We start from the raw sequence: 18,531 nt of genomic DNA on the forward strand, positions 1-18,531 counted from the left end.
GGGGCCGGCCCCCCCCCCACAACCCCCCCGCCCCCCTACCCCCTCGCCGCCCCCCCCGCGCGCGGGGGGCGGGGGGGGGGGCCCCCCCCCGCCAAACAGTGGTCCGCCTGGAACAGCCCCTCACCCCAGCCCTCTCCCCGCAGGGGAGAGGGAGTCAGGTCAGTCTCAATCCTCGACGATCTGGCTGTGCGTGCGCGTGTCCTTCATGCGGAGGTACACGATAAGCGACACGCCGATCATCGCGGTCACGTACCAGTAGAAGCCGCGCTCCATGCCTTCGTTCTTGAGCCACAGCGCGACGTACTCGGCCGTGCCGCCGAACATCGTGTTCGCCAGCGCGTACGGCAACGCCACACCCAGCGCGCGGACGTGCGCGGGGAACAGTTCTGCCTTCACCACCGCGTTGATCGCGGTGTAGCCCGTCACGATGAACAGCGAGGCCACGACCAAGCCGAACGCAAGATACGGATTGGTCGCCGTCTCCAATACGGTGAAGATCGGCACCGTGCACAGCACGCCGGCGATCCCGAACCCGACCATCAGCGGTTTCCGCCCGATCCGGTCCGACAGCGCGCCCGCCGCCGGCTGGAACGCAGCATACAGCGCCAGCGCCGCGGTCATGATCAGCGTCGCGGACTCGCGGCTGAACCCGCTCGTGTTGACCAGGAACTTCTGCATGTACGTGGTGTACGCATAGAAGGCGAGCGTCCCGCCGGCGGTGAGCAGCAGCACGGTGAACGCCTCGCGCGGATATTTGCTGAACAGCAGCCAGCCGCTCGATTTGGGCGTGCCGTCAGCCTTGGCGTTCTGATAGCTCTCGGTCTCGAGCAGCCCGCGACGGATGCGGAACACCACCAGCGCGAGCACGCCGCCGATCGCGAACGGAATCCGCCAGCCCCACGCGTCGAGCTGCGCCGTGTCGAGCGTCGACTGCAGCAGCAGCAGCACGCCAAGCGCAAGCAACTGGCCCGCGATCAGCGTGACGTACTGGAAGCTGGAGAAGAAGCCGCGCCGCGACTTGCCCGCCATTTCCGATAGATACACCGCGCTCGCACCATATTCCCCGCCGACACTGAGGCCCTGCATCAGGCGCGCGAGGATCAGCAGCGCCGGCGCGATCCAGCCGATCTTCGCAAACCCGGGCGTGATCGCGATCAGGAACGAGCCCGCGCACATCAGCGTCACCGACAGCGTCAGCCCCGATTTGCGCCCGTGGCGATCGGCGTAGATGCCCATCACCCACGCGCCGATCGGCCGCATCAGGAAGCCGACCGCGAACACCGCGGCGACGCTCATCAGCTGCGCGGTCGCATTACCCTTCGGGAAGAACACCGGTGCGAAATACAGCCCGAACGCCGAATAGACGTACCAGTCGAACCATTCGACGAGGTTGCCCGCCGACCCGCCGAGGATCGACTTCAGCCGGTGGTTCTTTTCCGCCGGGAGTGTGCTGCTAGCCATTACTTCGTCCCCTGCGGAGCTTGTGTCGGAAAGCCGCGCTTCTTGAGCAGCGCATTCACGTCGGGATCACGCCCGCGGAACGCACGATACGCCTCGGCGCGATCGGTCTCGTTACCGGTCGACAACAGCAGTTTCGCGAACCGATCCGCGGTCGGCTTGTCCCACGGACTGCCGGCTTCCTCGAACGCCGCGAACGTGTCGGCGTCCATCGTCTCGGACCAGAGGTAGCTGTAATAACCCGCCGAATAGCTGTCCGACGCGAACAGATGCTGGAACTGTGGCACGCGGTGACGCATCACCAGCTGCTTCGGCATGCCGATCTCGGCGAGCGTCGCGGCCTCGAACTTGTCTGGGTCGATCACGCCGTCGGGCACGGTATGGATCTTCATGTCGACGATTGCCGACGACAGATATTCCGCGGTCTTGAAGCCTTCGTTGAACTTGCTCGACTGCTCGATCTTGTCGAGCAACGCCTGCGGCATCGCCGCCTTGGTCTGGTAATGCCGCGCGTATTTGTCGAGCACGTCGCGCGTCAGCAGCCAATGCTCGTTCACCTGACTCGGATATTCCACGAAGTCGCGCGGCGTGCCCGCAAGCCCCGGATAATAGACGTTCTGGAGCATCGCGTGGATCGCGTGGCCGAACTCGTGGAACAGCGTCTGCGCATCGTCGAGGCTGATCAGGATCGGCTCGCCGGGCGCGCCTCGTGCGAAATTGTTGTTGTTCGACGACAGCACGAGCTGCGCCGGCGCGAGGCCCCGCTGCCCACGATACGTGTTCGCCCAAGCGCCCGACCGCTTGCCGGTCCGCGCGAAATCGTCGCGGTAGAACAGCCCGACGTCCTTGCCGGTCTTGTCGGTGACGCTCCACACCCGCATGTTCGGCTCGAACACGGGAACGGTGCCGGTGATCTCCTTGAAGGTCAGCCCGTACAGCCGGTTGGCGGCGTACAGCGAACCCTGGATGATGTTGCCGAGCTCGAAATACGGCTTCAGCTGCGCCTGATCGAGATCGTACCGGACTTTACGCACCTTCTCCTGGTAGAACCGGTAATCCCACGGCTCGATCGTCAGCGAAGTGCCGGCGACCTTCTGCATGTCCGCGACTTCCTCGGCCACGCGCGCCTTGGCGGCAGGCCAGACGCGCATCATCAGGTCCATCGCCGCGGCGGGCGTCTTCGCCATCGTGTCCTGCATCCGCCAGTCGGCATGCGTCTTGAACCCGAGCAGGTGCGCGCGGTCGGCACGCAGTTTCACGATCTGCGCGATCGTCGCGTTCGTGTCGTTCGCATCGCCGTTATCGCCGCGGTTGACGAACGCGCGCCATACCTTCTCGCGCAGGGCACGATCGGTGGCGTAGGTCATCACCGGATCGACCGCCGACCGCGTGTTGACGATCGCGAAGCCCGGCAACTTCCGCTCGGTCGCAGCAGCCTTGGCCACCGCCTTCACGCTGTCGGGAAGCCCAGCGAGTTGCGCCTCGTCGGTAACCGAGATGGCTTTGCTCTCGTCGGCGAGCAGCTTCTCGCCGAACGTCGAGAACGCGGTCGCGAGCTGCTGGTTATACTGCGAGAGCTGCGCCTTCTGCGCATCGTTCAGCTTGGCGCCTTGCCGCACATAGCTGTCGTAGATCCGAGTCACGAGGCGGATCTGCTGCGCGTTCAGGCCGCTCGAATTGCGTGTGTCGTAGATCCCCTGGATCCGCGCGAACAGCGGCTTGTCGAACGTGATCGCATCCGATGCCGCGGAGAATTTCGGCGACCATTCGCGGTCGAGCTTCTGATACGCGGGCGTGTTCATGTTGCCGGTCATCACGCCGAACAGCGTCATCACCTGCCCATAGCGCTTGCCGGCAAGCTGCATCGGCACGATCGTGTTGGCGAAGGTCGGCTTGGCCGGATTGTCGGCAATCTTGCGGTAGTCCGCGGTGCGCTCGGCCAGCGTCGTCTCGAACGCTTGCGGGAACAGCTCGGGGCGAACCTTGTCCCAGGGCGGCACCCCGCCCATCGGGCCGGTCCAATCGGCGAGCAGAGGATTTGCGGCGGGTGTCGTCGTGGCCGCACCAGTCTGCGCGACGACGGCGGTAGACGCCATCAGCGCAACGGCACTGGCGGCGAGGTATAGAAACTGCACATGGATCTCCCGGTCGATGTACCGGGTAGCATAGTGATAAAGTCACACAGAGGAAGCCGTGCGGGGCAATTAGCCCCCGCCGGGCTAGCCTAGCATGCTTGACGCTCAGTCCAGCGGCAGTTCGTCGGTCGCCTGAGTCGCCGCGATTTCGGCCGCTGCGATCAGCCGCCGCCCCGTTTCCGCAGCCGCCTCGGGGGTCATCGCGATCGCCAGTCCATCGGGTCCATCTAGCGTGACCACGCCATTTTCCGCCGCGGCGACGCCGGGGATGGTTTCAGGCTCCAACATGATCGCGCTCCCGGCAGCGGTCCCCTCGACAAGCTGCTTAGTTACAGTCAGTCGCCTTTGGAGCCGTACAGATATTGTGGTTCGAACTCCGCAACGGCTGCGAGCGCCTTCCGATCCAGAATACGGACCTCATTTGCCTTAAATGTCAGCATATTTTTTTCGCGCAATGCTCTCAACACGCGGTTGACGTGCACCCCCGTCAGCCCGCTGGCCTCGGCGATGTCCGGCTGGGTCATCGGCAACATGAACCGGCCATCGGCCGCAAGGCCGACCATCTCGAGCCGTTCGTTAAGTTCGCAGAACAAATGCGCGACCCGACCCTCGGCACCCAGGCGACCCAGTCTGAAAATCCACTCGCGGTGCATCGCGGCGTCGAGCAACGTACTGAACCAAAGCTTTTGGGTGAGGTGCGGGTAGCGTTCGGTGATCGTCTGCAGCGTGCTATGATCGTAGCAGGCGATTTTGACCGGCCCCAGCGTTGCGATGTCGTGATCGAGCCGCTTCATCGGGAAGGCATGGAGGTCGACGAAATCGCCCGGGACATGCACTGCGACCAACTGTCGCTGCCCCTCACGATCGTCCATATAACGACATACGAACCCTTCGAGCAGCAACGTGCTGGTCTCGATGATCGCGCCTGCGCGTACGATCTGCTTCCGGGCGGCAACCTGCCGCACCGACCCGATGCTGTCCTCCAGCACCCGCTTTTCTTCGTCGCTCAGTTCGTGCCGACCACGACCCAACAGAAATTTACCCGAGATCATCCAAGTCCCCTCTTCGCGCGACCTCGTACCGTGGTCGAACCTAGAAGAACAGATCGGGACCCGTACTGATCTTCATCAAGACCTCACCGAGGATGAAACCCGACAAGCTCTACATCAGGCGATTTCAAGGCCGACGGGTCGCGCGCCGACCGAACGGCGCAGCGACTCCATGCCGGCCTAGCCAAAATCAGGGCTGGACGGGGACCGCACCGGGAGCACCCGGGGCGCCGCCCGGCATGCCGCGCTGCTGCATCTGGGCCTGCGCCTGCATCTGCTGGACGACGCTCTGCGGCAGGAAGTCGAGCAGTTCGACGTCGAATACGAGCGTCGAGTTCGCCGGGATCGGCCCGGTCGCCTTGTCGCCATAGCCAAGCGACGGCTTCATCCAGAAGCGATACTTCGCGCCCTTCGGCATCAGCTTGAGCGCTTCCGAAAAGCCGGGGACCACGCCGGTGACGGGCATCGGCGTCGGCTGCTGCGACTTGTCGAAGGTCGTGCCGTTGAGCAGCTTGCCCTCGTAATTGACGAGCGCAACGTCCGCATCGGTTGGCTTCGCAGCGCCAGTCTTACCCGGCGCCAGCACCTTGTACTGAAGACCCGATGCCGTCACCACGACGCCGCGGGCGCGGGCGTTGCGCGCCAGCGGATCATCACCCTGCCGCGCAAGCGCGACAGCCGCGATCAACGCGAGCGCAATCCCAACCCAAAGATAGACAAGATAGCTGCGCTTGGTCGGCTGCAGCGGCACGGCGGTGACGGTCGACATCGGATCTGGCCCCGGTCATCTGGTCACGCCGGAGCGCCGCGCGTGCCGTTGTAAAGTCTTGCGACTGAATCATCACGGGGTTGCGACGATCACAACCCCGAACATCGTGATCCCGTACCCGATCGCACGATGACGATCGATCCGCGGGACCGGTCAACGCTTACCGTGCGCCGTCACGCTCGGCGCGCTTGCGGTCGAGCTTGCGCGAGCGACGGATCGCTGCTGCACGCTCGCGCGCGCGCTTCTCGGACGGCTTCTCGTAGTGACGGCGCAACTTCATCTCGCGATAAACGCCTTCGCGCTGCAGCTTCTTCTTAAGCGCGCGAAGGGCCTGGTCGACGTTGTTGTCGCGTACGATGATCTGCATAAACCCGTTTAGCTCCGGTCGAATAGATTTAGCCGTCGCGAACAGGTCCGCGCCGCATGAACCGTGGCCCCTACCAGCGCCTGCCCGAGGTTTCAAGCCTGTGCACCCGCCCCCCGTTGAATCGCGTCGTTTGCGAGACCCGTACCGTGGCGCTAGGAGCGGCGCATGACCCGAATTCCCCTTACGCTCTATAACAGTCTCTCGCGCGCGATCGAGACGTTCCGGCCGATCGATCCGACCAATGTCGGCATCTATTCATGCGGGCCGACGGTCTACAACTACGCACATATCGGCAATTTGCGCGCTTATGTCTTCACCGACACGCTGAGCCGCGTGCTGACGTGGAAGGGCTATCCGCTCACGCACATCATCAACATCACCGATGTCGGGCATCTGACGTCGGATGCCGACGCCGGCGACGACAAGATGGAGGCGGCAGCGCGTGCGAGTGGCCAGGATATCTGGGCGATCGCAAAGCACTATACCGATGCGTTCAAGCAGAACCTCGTCGACCTCAACATCCGCGAGCCGAGCAAATTCCCGCTCGCGACCGATCACATCGCCGAGATGATCGCGTTCGCCGAGGCGATCGCCGAGCGCCACTGCTACGTCCTGCCCGACGGGCTGTACTTCGATACGACGACGGTGCCCGATTATGGCCGCCTCGCGCGGTCGCAGGACGACGCAGGCGAGAGCCGGATCGATCCGGTCGAGGGCAAGCGTAACCCGCAGGACTTCGCGATCTGGCGGACATCGGCACCGGGCGAGAACCGTCAGATGGAGTGGGACTCTCCCTGGGGTCGCGGCGCACCGGGCTGGCATCTCGAATGCTCGGTGATGAGCAAGAAATATCTCGGCGCGACGTTCGACATTCACACCGGCGGGATCGATCACCGCGAGATCCACCACCCTAACGAGATCGCGCAGAACCAGGCGCATTGCGAGTGCGGCGATACCGGCGCGACGCTCTGGATGCACAACAACTTCCTCGTTGAGCGATCGGGCAAGATGTCCAAATCGGGGGGTGAGTTCACCACGCTGCAGACGCTGATCGATCGCGGTTTCCACCCGCTCGCCTACCGTCTGATGTGCCTTCAGGCGCAGTATCGCAGCGAGCTTGAGTTCTCGTGGGAGAACCTCGCCGCAGCGCAGACGCGGCTGAAGCGGCTGGCGATTACCGTCGATGCCTTGCGCCAGCGACCGCCGGGTGGACCCTCGGGGAGCGCCCTCGCCTATCGCGATCGACTCGATGCTGCGGTGTCGGACGATCTCTCGACGCCGCGCGCGTTGCCGATCCTTGACGAGATGCTTGGCGACAAGCGAGTCGCGCCGGCGGATCGGCTGGACGCGCTGATCGATTTCGACGCGGTGCTGGGGCTCGACCTGGCGACGATCCGCCGCGAGGATCTGCGTATCCGCCCGGTCGACGCGAAGCTGGACGAGGCGACGATCGACGCACGGCTGGAGGAGCGGCGCGCGGCGCGCGTGGCGAAGGATTTCCCGCGGTCCGATGCGATCCGCGACGAACTGGCGGCGGCGGGCGTCGAGGTCATGGACGGCGATCCGCTCGGCTGGGACTGGAAGCTCGGCTAGAGGCTTAGCGGAACCCGAGCCAGTAGAGCAGACCGATGTTGACCGCGAGCAGCGGCAAGGCGGTCGGTATCTGCGCGCGGATGACGGCGTTCTTGTCCTTCAGTTCCAGCAGTGCAGCCGGGACCAGATTGAAGTTGGCCGCCATCGGCGTCATCAGCGTGCCGCAGAACCCGCTGAGCATGCCGATCGCCGCGACCACCGCGGGATCGCCGCCATAGTGGCGGACGAGCAGCGGGATACCTATCGCCGCGGCCATCACCGGGAATGCGGCGAACGCGTTGCCCATGATCATCGTGAACAGCGCCATGCCGAGCGTATAGGCGAGCACCGCGCCGATCAGGCTGCCCTCGGGGATCGCATGGCCGGCGAGTTTGCCAACGACGTCGCCGACACCGGCGAGTGCGAAGACCGCTCCCAGGCTGGCCAGCATCTGGGGGAGGACTGCGGCCCAGCCGATCGCGTCCATCAGCCGGACGCCTTCGGCGAGCGGTGTCGCGATGCGGGGGCGGAACCAGAGCTGCATGGCGAGCAGCGCGATCAGGACGCCGCAGGTGAGCGCGACGAGCGTTGCCTGTTTGGGATCGACGAGGCTCGGGACGGCGCGGAAGAGGACGGTCCCGCCGAGTGCCGCGGCGGGGATGATCAGCGCGGGCAGGAATATCCGGTTGCCGAGCCGCGTGGCTTCGGCGCGGCGTTCGTCGGGCGTGGTGGTGGCACGCCCGCCCCGCCCCATCGCGCCCGATCCGGCGATCGCGACGAGGGCTAGGACGAGAACGCCGTTGCCGATATCGCCGAGCTTGCCACCAAGCAGGAAGCTGATCGCCAGCACCGCGTAGAACGCCGCGTTGCCGAAACGCTTCGGGTTGGCGCGATCGGTCGCGCTCAGGATCGCGAACGCTGCGAACATCAGACCGGCGACGCCGTAGATGAAGCCGGTGCCGATCACTTGGCGGATCTCCGGGCGCGCGCCAGTCTGCAGTCGAGCAGCCAGAGGCGGAAGCCATGGATCACGAACGCGGCGATCGCGGTCGGGATCGCCCACATCGACAGATGGAGCGGCTGGATGACGATGCCGTAGCCCTCCAGCACGCCCTTCATCAGCAGGATCGAGCCGATCGCGATGAAGATGTCCTCGCCGAAAAAGAGCCCGATGTTATCGGTCGCCGCTGCCATAGCGGGGATGCGGTCGCCGCCGGGCACGACGCCCTGCCCTTCGGCGGCGGCTTCGGCCATCGGCGCGACCAGCGGGCGGACGCTTTGTGCGGGGCCGGCGATCGAGGTCAGGCCGAGTGCCGCGGTGAGTTGGCGGAACAGGAGGTAGCCAATCAGCAGCCGCCCTACCGTGGCGCCGCGGAGCTTGCCGATCGCGAGCCGGGCGCGTTCCTGGAGGCCATGGCGCTCGAGCATCCCGATCACCGGGAGGACGATGTAGATCACCGTGACGTAGCGGTTCTCGTTGAATGCCTTGCCGAACGCGGCGAGGATCGCGAGCGGGGCGAGTCCAGCGGCAAGGCCGGTGACGAGCGCGGAGACGGCGACGACGAGAAGCGGGTTGAACCGAAGCAGGAAGCCCGCGACGATCACCGCGATGCCGCAGAGGACCAGCATGCCGTCTAGCGTGCCTGCTTGGCGAGATCGGCGTCGAACGCGATCTTGGCCTTCGCAACGATCTTCGGGAGCAGCGTGGGGTCGACGAACGCGGTCGTGTCGCCGGCTTGGCGTCGTTTGCCCTTGGCGATGACGTCGGCGAGTTCGGGATGCGACGGCAGGACGATGTCGGCATGCAGCGTGCCGAGCATGGCGATGCTGCGGCGGTAGTCGGCGACGATGCCGGGATAGGCACGGTTGCCGATCAGGCGATTGCCGGCGACGCTGACGCTGCACGGGAACACGACGTCGAGCGGGCGCGGCTTGGCGGGGATGCGCATCGTCCAGGTCGTGCAACCGGGCGTGTGGCCTGGTGTCGCGCGGGCGGTCAGCGTGACATTGCCGAGCGTGACCTTGTCGCCGTCACGTACGCCGCGGTCGACATGGACGGGCGGGAAACGGATGACGCCGTAGCTGGTCTCGCCCGGTGGCACGCCGGTTTCAAGCGCGCAAACATCGCGAGCGCCGGCGACTACGCGAGCGCCGGTCGCACGCTTCAGCGCGGCAACGCCGGCGGCGTGATCGAAGTGTGCGTGCGTGACGAGGATAAGCTTTACGTCGCGGGGACGGACTCCGGCGTTGGCGATGTTGCGTTCGATCATGCCCGCATTCTCTGCGAGCGTACCGTCGATCAGGATCGCGCCGGCGCTGGTCTTGATGAGGTAGGCGGCGATACCTTCGCTGCCGACATAGGTGATCGGGCCGGCGATCGGGAAAGGCGCTTGGGGGCGCGTCCAGGCAGGCGGATCGGCCGCGCCGAGGAGCAACGGTGCGCTGGCAGCGATCGCCATCGCGACAACCAGCGATTTGGTGCGACGACCTAACGATTCTCCCCCGCCAGGGGGAGGTGGCAGGCGTAGCCTGACGGAGGGGGCGGAATGCGATGCCATCTGTTTCGTATCCTCCCCCTCCGTCTGGCAAGAGCCAGCCACCTCCCCCTTGCGGGGGAGGATCGCCTAGTGCGTGTCTAACTTATTCCCACTCGATCGTGCCGGGCGGCTTCGAGGTGTAGTCGTAGGTCACTCGATTGATACCCTTGACCTCGTTGATGATCCGGGTCGCAACGCGCGGCAGGAAGTCGCCGGGGAACTGGAACGCCTGCGCCGTCATGCCGTCGGTCGAGGTTACCGCGCGCAGGGCCAGCACGTTGTCGTAGGTGCGACCGTCGCCCATCACGCCGACGCTGCGGACCGGGAGCAGTACCGCGAACGCCTGCCAGATCGTGTCGTAGAGCCCCGCCGCGCGGATCTCCTCGAGGTAGATCGCATCCGCTTTCCGCAGGATGTCGCAGCGTTCCTTGGTCACTTCGCCAGGGATGCGGATCGCGAGGCCGGGTCCGGGGAACGGGTGACGGCCGACGAAGATTTCGGGGAGCCCGAGCTCGCGCCCCAACACGCGGACCTCGTCCTTGAACAGCTCGCGCAACGGCTCGACGAGCTTCATGTTCATGCGCTCCGGCAGGCCACCGACATTGTGATGGCTCTTGATCGTCACCGACGGTCCGCCGGTGAAGCTGACGCTCTCGATCACGTCCGGGTACAGCGTGCCCTGCGCAAGGAACTCCGCACCGCCGAGCTTCTTCGCCTCGGTATCGAACACGTCGATGAAGGTCTTGCCGATGAACTTGCGCTTCAGCTCGGGGTCGGTGATCCCGGCGAGGCCGCTGAGGAACAGCTCCTCGACGTTCACGTGGATGAGCGGGATGTTGTACGCGCCGCGGAACAGGCTGACGACCTGCTCGCTCTCGCCGGCGCGCATCAGGCCGTGATCGACATAGACGCAGGTGAGCTGCTCGCCGATCGCCTCGTGGATCAGCACGGCGGCGACCGCCGAGTCGACGCCGCCCGACAGGCCGCAGATGACGCGACCCTTGCCAACCTGCGCCCGGATCTCGGCGATCTTGGTCTCGCGGAACTCGGCCATCGTCCAGTCGCCGCTGAGCCCGCAGACGTGGCGTGCGAAGTTGGCGATCAGCTTGCCGCCATCGGGGGTGTGGACGACCTCGGGGTGGAACTGCACGCCGTAGAACTTACGCGCCTCGTCGGCGACGATCGCATAGGGCGCGCCGGTCGAGGTGGCGACGGGGGTGAAGCCGGGCGGGATCGCGTCGACCTTGTCGCCGTGGCTCATCCAGACTTGGTGGCGCTCGCCCTCGGCCCAAAGGCCGTCGAACAGTGCGCAGTTGGACTTGACCTCGATGAACGCGCTGCCGAACTCGCCGCCGTCGCCCGAAACGATCACGTTGCCGCCGAGCTGTGCGGACATGACCTGCTGGCCGTAGCAGATGCCGAGCATCGGGATGCCCGCCTCGAAGAAGCGCTGCGGCACGCGCGGGGAGTTCTCGGCGGTGACCGAGGCGGGGCCGCCGGAGAGGATGATGCCCTTGGGCTGCATCCGGTCGAACGCCGCCTCGGCGGACTGGAAGGGGGCGATCTCGCTGTAGACGCCGGCCTCGCGCACGCGGCGGGCGATCAGCTGGGTTACCTGGCTGCCGAAATCGACGATGAGAATGCTGTCTGGGTGCTCCATGTCGGGCGCATAGCCGGATGGGGCCCGTAACGAAAGAGGCCGCGCCTCCCGGATGGGAAACGCGGCCTGCGATCGGCGGTAAAATGTGATCCTCCCCCGACAGGGGGAGGTGGCGCCGAAGGTGACGGAGGGGGAGGACGCGCAACCGAGGTTGTCGCCGCCTCCCCCTCCGTCAGGCTGTGCCTGCCACCTCCCCCTTGCGGGGGAGGATTGGGAGATCAGCGCTTCGGCGGAACAGTCTTATGCCGCTTCGTTGTAATCCTCGTCGGACATCACCGGACCCGAATCCTGGCCCTTTGCCGAGACGTCGCGGTCGACGAACTCGATGACGGCCATCGGCGAGGCGTCCGACATGCGGATACCGGCCTTGATGACGCGGGTGTAACCACCGTTGCGATCCGCATAACGGGTCGCGAGCGTGTCGAACAACTTGATCAGCTGCGCATCGTCGAGCAACTTGCCGTGCGCGAGACGACGGTTGGACAGGCCACCCTTCTTCGCGAGCGTGATCAGCTTCTCGACGTACGGACGCAGTTCCTTCGCCTTGGCGACGGTGGTGGTGATCTGCTCGTGCTTGATGAGCGCGGCGCTCATGTTGCGGAAGAGGGCAAGACGGTGGGCCGAGGTCCGCTGAAGCTTACGGCCGCCTACGCGATGGCGCATGTTTAATACCTTTTCGTTCGTTCAGGGGCCGTGTGAGGTACCCGGGAGCTGGTCGCCGTTAAGGCCGCGACCGATCGCCTTTCGTTCAAAGGTTAGGATAAGGTTACGCCTAAGACGCTTCCTTGGGCCTTCCCTTCGTCTCCAGCCGGGTGGCGACTCGGCAAAGCCGTGTCGTCGAACGGGTCGGTCGAAACCGACCCACCGGCCGGGCTGTTTGGTCTCCGGTGCAGCAGCGCTGCACCGGTGCCAAATCAGCCCATAATCTCCTGCTCGAGCTTCTTGGCCATCTCTTCGATGTTCTCAGGTGGCCAGCCGGGGATTTCCATACCCAGGCGAAGACCCATCGACGACAGCACTTCCTTGATCTCGTTCAAGGACTTGCGGCCGAAGTTAGGCGTACGCAGCATCTCGGCTTCGGTCTTGCCGACCAGATCGCCGATGTAGATGATGTTGTCGTTCTTGAGGCAGTTCGCCGAACGCACCGACAGTTCCAACTCGTCGACCTTCTTGAGAAGGTAACGGTTGATCTGCTGCGTGTCGCCTGCGGGCTCCGCACCACCGGCAGCGGGTGCTGCCTGGCCGATCGGAGCCGACGAGCGCGTCACCGACGAATCGTCGAAGTGGACGAACAGCGCGAGCTGGTCCTGGAGGATGCGACCGGCATAGCCGACTGCGTCTTCCGGGGTGATCGTGCCGTCGGTTTCGATCGTCAGCGTCAGCTTGTCGTAATCCAGGTCCTGACCGACGCGGGTCGGGTCGACCTTGTACGACACCTGTCGTACCGGCGAGTACAGCGCATCGACCGGGATCAGACCGATCGGCGCATCGGCCGGGCGGTTTGCGGTCGCGGGCACGTAACCCTTACCGATGTCGGCGGTCAGCTCCATGTTGAGCGTCGCACCCTCATCGAGGTGGCAGATCACGAGATCCTTGTTCATGATCTCGATGTCGCCCGAGACGGCGATGTCGCCGGCCTTGACTTCACCCGGACCCGTTGCCGAGAGCTGGAGGCGCTTGGGCCCCTCGCCCTGCATGCGGATCGCGATCTGCTTCACGTTGAGGACGATGTCGGTCACGTCCTCGCGGACGCCGGCCAGAGACGAGAACTCATGCAGCACGTTCTCGATCTTGATCGAGGTGACGGCCGCGCCCTGCAGCGACGAGAGCAACACGCGACGCAGCGCGTTGCCGAGCGTCAGGCCGAAGCCACGCTCGAGCGGCTCGGCGATGAAGGTCGCCTTGCGCTTGGTGTCGCCACCGGCCTTTTTCTCCAGGCCGCTGGGCTTCTTGAGTTCCTGCCAGTTCTTTGCGTTGACAGACACATGCTTCCCCTAATTTGGGGGCCGGCGAACGGGTGTGTTCGCCGACCAATAAAATACACCCGTGCGGCGCGATCAACCGCGCACGGGAGGCGGAGAATCAGACGCGACGACGCTTCGAAGGGCGCACGCCGTTGTGCGGGATCGAGGTCACGTCGCGGATCGACGTGATCTGGAAACCGACTGCCTGAAGCGCGCGCAGTGCCGATTCGCGACCCGAGCCGGGGCCCTTGACCTCGACTTCGATCGTGCGGACGCCGTGCTCGGCGGCCTTCTTGCCGGCGTCTTCCGCTGCGACCTGGGCCGCGTACGGAGTCGACTTGCGCGAGCCCTTGAAGCCCATTGCGCCGGCCGACGACCACGAGATCGCGTTGCCCTGGGCATCGGTGATCGTGATCATGGTGTTGTTGAAGCTGGCATTCACGTGAGCGACGCCAGAGGTGATGTTCTTGCGCTCGCGCCGCTTAATGCGCTGAGGTTCGCGTGCCATGGTGTATTTCCTGACCTGTATCTGCGTGACGCCGGGCGGCCCGTTGGGACCAGCGCCGGCGGAGTAATCCATTGAAAAAGTGGATTACTTCTTCTTGCCGGCGATCGGCTTGGCCTTGCCCTTGCGGGTGCGCGCATTGGTATGCGTGCGCTGGCCGCGGACCGGGAGGCCCTTGCGATGACGCAGGCCGCGATAGCAGGCGAGATCCATCAGGCGCTTGATGTTCATCGAGGTCTGGCGGCGCAGATCGCCCTCGACGGTGTGATCGGCGTCGATCGTCTCGCGGATGTGCAGGACTTCCTGGTCGGTCAGGTCCTGAACGCGGGCGGTATCGGCGATGCCGAGCTTCGCGACGATTTCCTTGGCCTTGGTCGAACCGATGCCGTGAATATAGGTCAGCGCGATCACCACGCGCTTGTTGGTCGGGATATTAACACCCGCGATACGTGCCATGAACTTGGTTCTCCTGCTCCACGGGCTTCGGCATGGCTGCACAAAGCCCATCTCTTAGCGATGATCCGAACGCACGATAGCGACGAACGCAAACAAGCGCCGCCGGAACCGTCGTGTCGGGGAGAGTTCAACTAGGCGCGCGCCAACGCGCTGTCAAGCGAGCGGTTCCACGGCGGACGGTGCAGCCTGGCGCATCTTGAGCCAGCGGCGGAACGAGACGACCGTCCAGATCAGCTCGACCACCCCGAACGGCCAAGCACCCTGGAGGAAGCCGTAGATCGAACCGAGCACGCAGCCGAATGCGAAACCGAGCGTCCACCAGTGCGAGCCGGCTTCCTTGGCGTAGCATAGCAGGGTGAAGGATACTGCGGCTAGGCCAAATAGGGAGAGGGAGTCCATGCTCAACCCTATGCCGTCAACGGCCGACAAGCGCTACCGCGACTTGGGCTTGTCTTCGTCGACGGCCTGGGACCGGCGACGTCTGCGTATCGAAGACGTTAAATCGCGCAGTTAGGCAGCCACTCGACGGGGTCAGCGGTTGCGATACGCCAGTTTACGCGCCTCACCTGCGAGATACGCCTGATCATTGGCCGTCAATGACCCGCCATTTTCATTGGCCAGGCGAGCGACCTTATTCTTGAACGCCGCGATACGTTTCAGCCTCTGCTCACGCATCGTCGGCGTATCGCCGCTGCCTGCAATATCCATAAGGCCGATCGACGGCGTGTAGATGGGCGATACGCCGCTGAAGGGCTGCGCCTCCGGTGCAAATCGGTTCGTAACCTGGGCATGAGCGAGGTGCGGGACCGCAACCGTCAGTAAAGCAAGGATCAGCTTCATATCGCTACTCCGACCGCGCCGATATAACCTATGGGACACAGCGATCCGTTACAAGTTCCACGACGCTCACTCGACTTAGCTACAGATGCGCCGGCGAAACACCTCCATTACTTCCGCCCGAACAGCTTCTCGATATCGCCGTGCGCGAGCTTTACCCAGGTGGGGCGGCCGTGGTTGCATTGGCCGGAATGGGGGGTGATTTCCATTTCGCGGAGGAGCGCGTTCATTTCGGGGACCGACAGGATACGGCCGGCGCGGACGGAGCCGTGGCAGGCCATCGTCCCGGCTACCGCGTCAAGGCGCTCCTTTAGCGAGAGAGCTTCGTCGAAGGCGGCGAGTTCGTCGGCCAGATCGGTGACGAGGCCTTTGGGGTCGCTTTGGCCGAGCAAGGCTGGGGTGGCGCGGACGAGCATCGCGTGGGGGCCGAAGCGTTCGAGGTCGAGGCCGAACTCAGACAGTTCCTCGGCGCGGGATTCGAGGCGGTCGCAGGCGGATTCGTCGAGTTCTACGACTTCGGGAATCAGGAGCGCTTGGCTCGCTATGGCGCCGCCGATCAGCGCCGCGCGCATGCGTTCGAGGACCAGGCGTTCGTGGGCGGCGTGCTGGTCGACGAGGACCAAGCCGTCTTCGGCTTCGGCGACTATGTAGGTTTTTGCGACTTGACCGCGGGCTACGCCCATAGGGAAGGCCGCGGTTTGCGGTGGGGGTGTCCAGGCGGGTTCGGCTCTTGCCTGCGGGGGCGCTGCGAAGAACGTGGGGCGGGCTTCGTTGACGGTGCTGTAGCTTCGGCTTTCCAGCGGGAGCCTTAGAGGCGTGCCCTCACCTTCCCATCCGCCTTGCGGACGGGCCCCTTCCTCTCCCCCGGAGGGAGAGGAGATGTTTTCCGGTTGCCACATCGACAAGGCGGACTCGCTGGCACGTTGGCTGCGATGGCCGGCGGCGTCGAGGGCGCGGCGGAGGCCCGAGACTATGAGGCCTCTTACCATTGCGGGATCGCGGAAGCGGACTTCGGTCTTGGCGGGGTGGACGTTGACGTCGACCTGGTCGGTCGGAATGTCGAGGAACAGTGCGACGACGGCGTGGCGGTCGCGCGGGAGCATCTCGGCATAGGCGCCGCGGATCGCGCCCATCAGCAGGCGGTCCTTTACCGGGCGGCCGTTGACGAAGAGATACTGGTGGTCGGCGATGCCGCGATTGTAGGTCGGCAGGCTGGCGACGCCGCCGAGCACGAGCCCTTCGCGTTCGAGGTCGATTGCGACCGAATTGTCGGCGAGCGCGCGGTCGGTGAGCGTCGCAACCCTGCCAGGCCGGTCCTCGATCTGCATCGCCGACAGCGCGCGGCGGCCGTCATGCTCCAGCGTGAAGCCGATGTCCGGCCGCGCCATCGCGAGCCGGCGTACGACGTCGAGACACGCGGCGTATTCGGCGCGCGGGGAGCGGAGGAACTTGCGGCGCGCGGGGACGCGCGCGAACAGGTCCTCGACCACCACGCGCGTGCCGGGCGGAAGCGCGGCCGGGCCTTCGCGCTCGACCCGGCCATTGTCGACGGTCCGCGCCCAGCCTTCGGCGCCGCGGATCCGGCTTTCGATCGTGAGGCGCGCCACGCTCGCGATCGAGGGCAACGCCTCGCCGCGAAAACCGAGCGTCACGACCGATTCGATAAACTCGTCGGGCAGCTTCGAGGTCGCGTGGCGTTCGAGCGCCAGGACCATGTCCGCGGGGGTCATCCCGCAGCCGTCGTCGGCGACCTCAATCCGCGAAGTCCCGCCCTCAACAAGGAGAATCGCGATGCGTCGCGCCCCTGCGTCGATCGCGTTTTCGACTAACTCCTTCAACGCGCTGGCGGGTCTTTCCACCACTTCACCGGCGGCGATGCGATTGACCAGATGCTCGGGGAGACGCCGTATTGACATGGGTTTGCGTCTAGACCAAGCGACGGCATCCCGCGACCCGCAAACGCCACTTAAATAGTATAGGCACCCGGTGCTCGAAACCACCGGCGGGCTCCGCGAGATGATGTGTGTGCGCATGTTTTTGCTGGCGGTTCGCCCGTCCGGCGGACTGGATACGGGACCCTGATTGAATGGCCTTCTACTCGCGTTTCTTCAAGTTCATGTCGCACGACATGGCGATCGACCTCGGCACCGCGAACACCGTCGTCTACGTCCGTGGCCGCGGCATCGTCCTGAACGAGCCGTCGGTGGTCGCGGTCGAGACGATCAACGGGATCAAGCGCGTCAAGGCGGTCGGCGACGATGCCAAGATGATGATGGGCAAGACGCCGGGCAACATCGAGGCGATCCGCCCGCTTCGCGACGGCGTGATCGCGGACATCGACGTCGCCGAGCAGATGATCAAGTATTTCATCCAGAAGGTCCACGGCCCCCGCAAGTTCGCGCGTTGGCCCGAGATCGTGATCTGCGTGCCGTCGGGTTCGACCAAGGTCGAGCGCCGCGCGATCCGCGATGCCGCGTCGAACGCGGGTGCATCGCAGGTGTGGCTGATCGAAGAGCCGATGGCGGCCGCGATCGGCGCGGACATGCCGGTGACCGAGCCGATCGGCTCGATGGTCGTCGATATCGGCGGCGGCACGACCGAAGTCGCGGTGCTGTCGCTGCGTGGTCTCGCCTACACGACGTCGGTGCGTGTCGGCGGCGACAAGATGGACGAGGCGATCGTCTCGTACGTCCGCCGCAACCATAACCTGCTGATCGGCGAAGCGACCGCAGAGCGGATCAAGAAGGAGGTCGGCATCGCCAAGCCGCCGGTCGACGGCATCGGCATGATCATCCAGATCAAGGGCCGCGATCTCGTCAACGGCGTGCCGAAGGAGATCCAGATCAACCAAGGCCAGATCGCCGAAGCGCTGAGCGAACCGGTCGCAACGATCGTCGAGGGCGTCCGTGTCGCGCTCGAGAACACCGCGCCCGAGTTGGCTGCGGACATCGTCGACCAGGGTATCGTGCTGACCGGCGGCGGTGCGTTGCTGCAGGGGCTCGACGAAGTGTTGCGCGACGAGACCGGCCTGCCGGTGACGGTTGCCGAGGATCCGCTGACCTGCGTTGCGCTCGGCACCGGTCGCGCGCTCGAGGATCCGTTGTTCCGCGGCGTGCTGATGAGCGGCTAAGAGTTTGTTTTTGCTTTAAGACACGCGGACACGAAATCGCGCCGTCCGAGTCGCGAGGGATCTGGCCCTCGCGGTTCGGCGGCGCCCGAGAC

At 65.1% G+C, this 18,531-nt stretch carries 19 protein-coding genes; 2 read left to right on the plus strand and 17 right to left on the minus strand.

Annotated features, from left to right (window positions below):
* Positions 1-165: 165 nt before the first annotated feature.
* The 6 genes from U1763_RS18350 to rpsU form a co-directional block, all read right to left on the minus strand.
* A complete protein-coding gene (locus tag U1763_RS18350) occupies positions 166-1,461 on the minus strand; it encodes an MFS transporter (protein ID WP_332756381.1) in 1,296 nt (431 codons plus the stop codon).
* A complete protein-coding gene (locus U1763_RS18355) occupies positions 1,461-3,593 on the minus strand; it encodes a M3 family metallopeptidase (RefSeq protein WP_332756382.1) in 2,133 nt (710 codons plus the stop codon). The genes U1763_RS18350 and U1763_RS18355 overlap by 1 nt, the downstream gene beginning before the upstream one ends.
* Before the next feature lie 105 nt (positions 3,594-3,698).
* A complete protein-coding gene (locus U1763_RS18360; RefSeq protein WP_132740535.1) occupies positions 3,699-3,881 on the minus strand; it encodes a hypothetical protein in 183 nt (60 codons plus the stop codon).
* A gap of 47 nt (positions 3,882-3,928) precedes the next feature.
* Positions 3,929-4,645 carry a Crp/Fnr family transcriptional regulator gene (locus tag U1763_RS18365; RefSeq protein WP_132740538.1) on the minus strand — a complete coding sequence of 239 codons (717 nt, stop codon included), beginning with the start codon at positions 4,643-4,645 and terminating at the stop codon, positions 3,929-3,931.
* Between the two features lie 187 nt (positions 4,646-4,832).
* On the minus strand, positions 4,833-5,411 hold the full coding sequence (locus U1763_RS18370) for an FKBP-type peptidyl-prolyl cis-trans isomerase (RefSeq protein WP_132740541.1): 579 nt from the start codon (positions 5,409-5,411) through the stop codon (positions 4,833-4,835).
* Between the two features lie 160 nt (positions 5,412-5,571).
* Positions 5,572-5,778, minus strand: coding sequence for a 30S ribosomal protein S21 (gene rpsU, locus U1763_RS18375; RefSeq protein ID WP_055878578.1), 207 nt, complete (start codon positions 5,776-5,778; stop codon positions 5,572-5,574).
* Between the two features lie 165 nt (positions 5,779-5,943).
* On the opposite strand from rpsU, the gene cysS reads away from it, so the two are divergent.
* Positions 5,944-7,371, plus strand: a complete 1,428-nt coding sequence (gene cysS / locus U1763_RS18380; protein ID WP_332756383.1) for a cysteine--tRNA ligase — start codon at positions 5,944-5,946, stop codon at positions 7,369-7,371.
* Between the two features lie 4 nt (positions 7,372-7,375).
* Here cysS and U1763_RS18385 read toward each other — a convergent pair whose 3' ends face one another.
* The 11 genes from U1763_RS18385 to mutL all read right to left on the minus strand — a co-directional run bounded on the left by U1763_RS18385 (position 7,376) and on the right by mutL (position 17,225).
* A complete protein-coding gene (locus tag U1763_RS18385) occupies positions 7,376-8,317 on the minus strand; it encodes a DUF979 domain-containing protein (RefSeq protein WP_332756384.1) in 942 nt (313 codons plus the stop codon).
* Positions 8,314-8,979: a DUF969 domain-containing protein gene (locus U1763_RS18390; protein ID WP_332756385.1), complete on the minus strand. Its 666-nt coding sequence runs from the start codon at positions 8,977-8,979 to the stop codon at positions 8,314-8,316. Before U1763_RS18390 ends, U1763_RS18385 begins: the two co-directional genes overlap by 4 nt.
* Before the next feature lie 5 nt (positions 8,980-8,984).
* The gene (bla, locus tag U1763_RS18395) at positions 8,985-9,809 is read right to left on the minus strand and encodes a subclass B3 metallo-beta-lactamase (protein ID WP_332756386.1); all 825 of its coding nucleotides are present in this window, start codon (positions 9,807-9,809) and stop codon (positions 8,985-8,987) included.
* 181 nt (positions 9,810-9,990) lie between these two features.
* A complete protein-coding gene (gene guaA / locus U1763_RS18400; RefSeq protein WP_332756387.1) occupies positions 9,991-11,547 on the minus strand; it encodes a glutamine-hydrolyzing GMP synthase in 1,557 nt (518 codons plus the stop codon).
* 240 nt (positions 11,548-11,787) lie between these two features.
* A complete protein-coding gene (rplQ, locus tag U1763_RS18405) occupies positions 11,788-12,210 on the minus strand; it encodes a 50S ribosomal protein L17 (RefSeq protein WP_056047937.1) in 423 nt (140 codons plus the stop codon).
* 251 nt (positions 12,211-12,461) lie between these two features.
* The gene (locus U1763_RS18410) at positions 12,462-13,532 is read right to left on the minus strand and encodes a DNA-directed RNA polymerase subunit alpha (protein WP_031395236.1); all 1,071 of its coding nucleotides are present in this window, start codon (positions 13,530-13,532) and stop codon (positions 12,462-12,464) included.
* Between the two features lie 97 nt (positions 13,533-13,629).
* On the minus strand, positions 13,630-14,019 hold the full coding sequence (gene rpsK, locus U1763_RS18415; RefSeq protein WP_031395237.1) for a 30S ribosomal protein S11: 390 nt from the start codon (positions 14,017-14,019) through the stop codon (positions 13,630-13,632).
* An 84-nt stretch (positions 14,020-14,103) separates the two neighbouring features.
* The gene (gene rpsM / locus U1763_RS18420) at positions 14,104-14,472 is read right to left on the minus strand and encodes a 30S ribosomal protein S13 (protein WP_056015521.1); all 369 of its coding nucleotides are present in this window, start codon (positions 14,470-14,472) and stop codon (positions 14,104-14,106) included.
* A gap of 153 nt (positions 14,473-14,625) precedes the next feature.
* Entirely contained in the window at positions 14,626-14,871 is a 246-nt protein-coding gene (locus U1763_RS18425) for a hypothetical protein (RefSeq protein WP_332756388.1), read from the minus strand.
* Positions 14,872-15,003: 132 nt separating this feature from the next.
* Positions 15,004-15,312 carry a hypothetical protein gene (locus U1763_RS18430; RefSeq protein WP_332756389.1) on the minus strand — a complete coding sequence of 103 codons (309 nt, stop codon included), beginning with the start codon at positions 15,310-15,312 and terminating at the stop codon, positions 15,004-15,006.
* Between the two features lie 107 nt (positions 15,313-15,419).
* Positions 15,420-17,225 carry a DNA mismatch repair endonuclease MutL gene (gene mutL, locus U1763_RS18435; protein ID WP_332756390.1) on the minus strand — a complete coding sequence of 602 codons (1,806 nt, stop codon included), beginning with the start codon at positions 17,223-17,225 and terminating at the stop codon, positions 15,420-15,422.
* Positions 17,226-17,395: 170 nt separating this feature from the next.
* Between mutL and U1763_RS18440 the strand changes: the two genes are divergently transcribed.
* Positions 17,396-18,439, plus strand: a complete 1,044-nt coding sequence (locus tag U1763_RS18440) for a rod shape-determining protein (protein ID WP_055878614.1) — start codon at positions 17,396-17,398, stop codon at positions 18,437-18,439.
* Positions 18,440-18,531 lie beyond the last annotated feature (92 nt).

The sequence above is a fragment of the Sphingomonas sorbitolis genome (assembly GCF_036663875.1).
In the GTDB taxonomy this organism is placed as follows: domain Bacteria; phylum Pseudomonadota; class Alphaproteobacteria; order Sphingomonadales; family Sphingomonadaceae; genus Sphingomonas.

Coding starts and splice junctions, on each gene's coding strand:
- cysS (WP_332756383.1), top strand. CDS start 5,944: ATGACCCGAATTCCCCTTACGCTCTATAACAGTCTCTCGCGCGCGATC.
- mutL (WP_332756390.1), bottom strand. CDS start 17,225: ATGTCAATACGGCGTCTCCCCGAGCATCTGGTCAATCGCATCGCCGCC.
- U1763_RS18390 (WP_332756385.1), bottom strand. CDS start 8,979: ATGCTGGTCCTCTGCGGCATCGCGGTGATCGTCGCGGGCTTCCTGCTT.
- rpsK (WP_031395237.1), bottom strand. CDS start 14,019: ATGGCACGCGAACCTCAGCGCATTAAGCGGCGCGAGCGCAAGAACATC.
- rpsU (WP_055878578.1), bottom strand. CDS start 5,778: ATGCAGATCATCGTACGCGACAACAACGTCGACCAGGCCCTTCGCGCG.
- rplQ (WP_056047937.1), bottom strand. CDS start 12,210: ATGCGCCATCGCGTAGGCGGCCGTAAGCTTCAGCGGACCTCGGCCCAC.
- U1763_RS18350 (WP_332756381.1), bottom strand. CDS start 1,461: ATGGCTAGCAGCACACTCCCGGCGGAAAAGAACCACCGGCTGAAGTCG.
- guaA (WP_332756387.1), bottom strand. CDS start 11,547: ATGGAGCACCCAGACAGCATTCTCATCGTCGATTTCGGCAGCCAGGTA.
- U1763_RS18440 (WP_055878614.1), top strand. CDS start 17,396: ATGGCCTTCTACTCGCGTTTCTTCAAGTTCATGTCGCACGACATGGCG.
- rpsM (WP_056015521.1), bottom strand. CDS start 14,472: ATGGCACGTATCGCGGGTGTTAATATCCCGACCAACAAGCGCGTGGTG.
- bla (WP_332756386.1), bottom strand. CDS start 9,809: ATGGCGATCGCTGCCAGCGCACCGTTGCTCCTCGGCGCGGCCGATCCG.
- U1763_RS18425 (WP_332756388.1), bottom strand. CDS start 14,871: ATGGACTCCCTCTCCCTATTTGGCCTAGCCGCAGTATCCTTCACCCTG.
- U1763_RS18365 (WP_132740538.1), bottom strand. CDS start 4,645: ATGATCTCGGGTAAATTTCTGTTGGGTCGTGGTCGGCACGAACTGAGC.
- U1763_RS18360 (WP_132740535.1), bottom strand. CDS start 3,881: ATGTTGGAGCCTGAAACCATCCCCGGCGTCGCCGCGGCGGAAAATGGC.
- U1763_RS18370 (WP_132740541.1), bottom strand. CDS start 5,411: ATGTCGACCGTCACCGCCGTGCCGCTGCAGCCGACCAAGCGCAGCTAT.
- U1763_RS18430 (WP_332756389.1), bottom strand. CDS start 15,312: ATGAAGCTGATCCTTGCTTTACTGACGGTTGCGGTCCCGCACCTCGCT.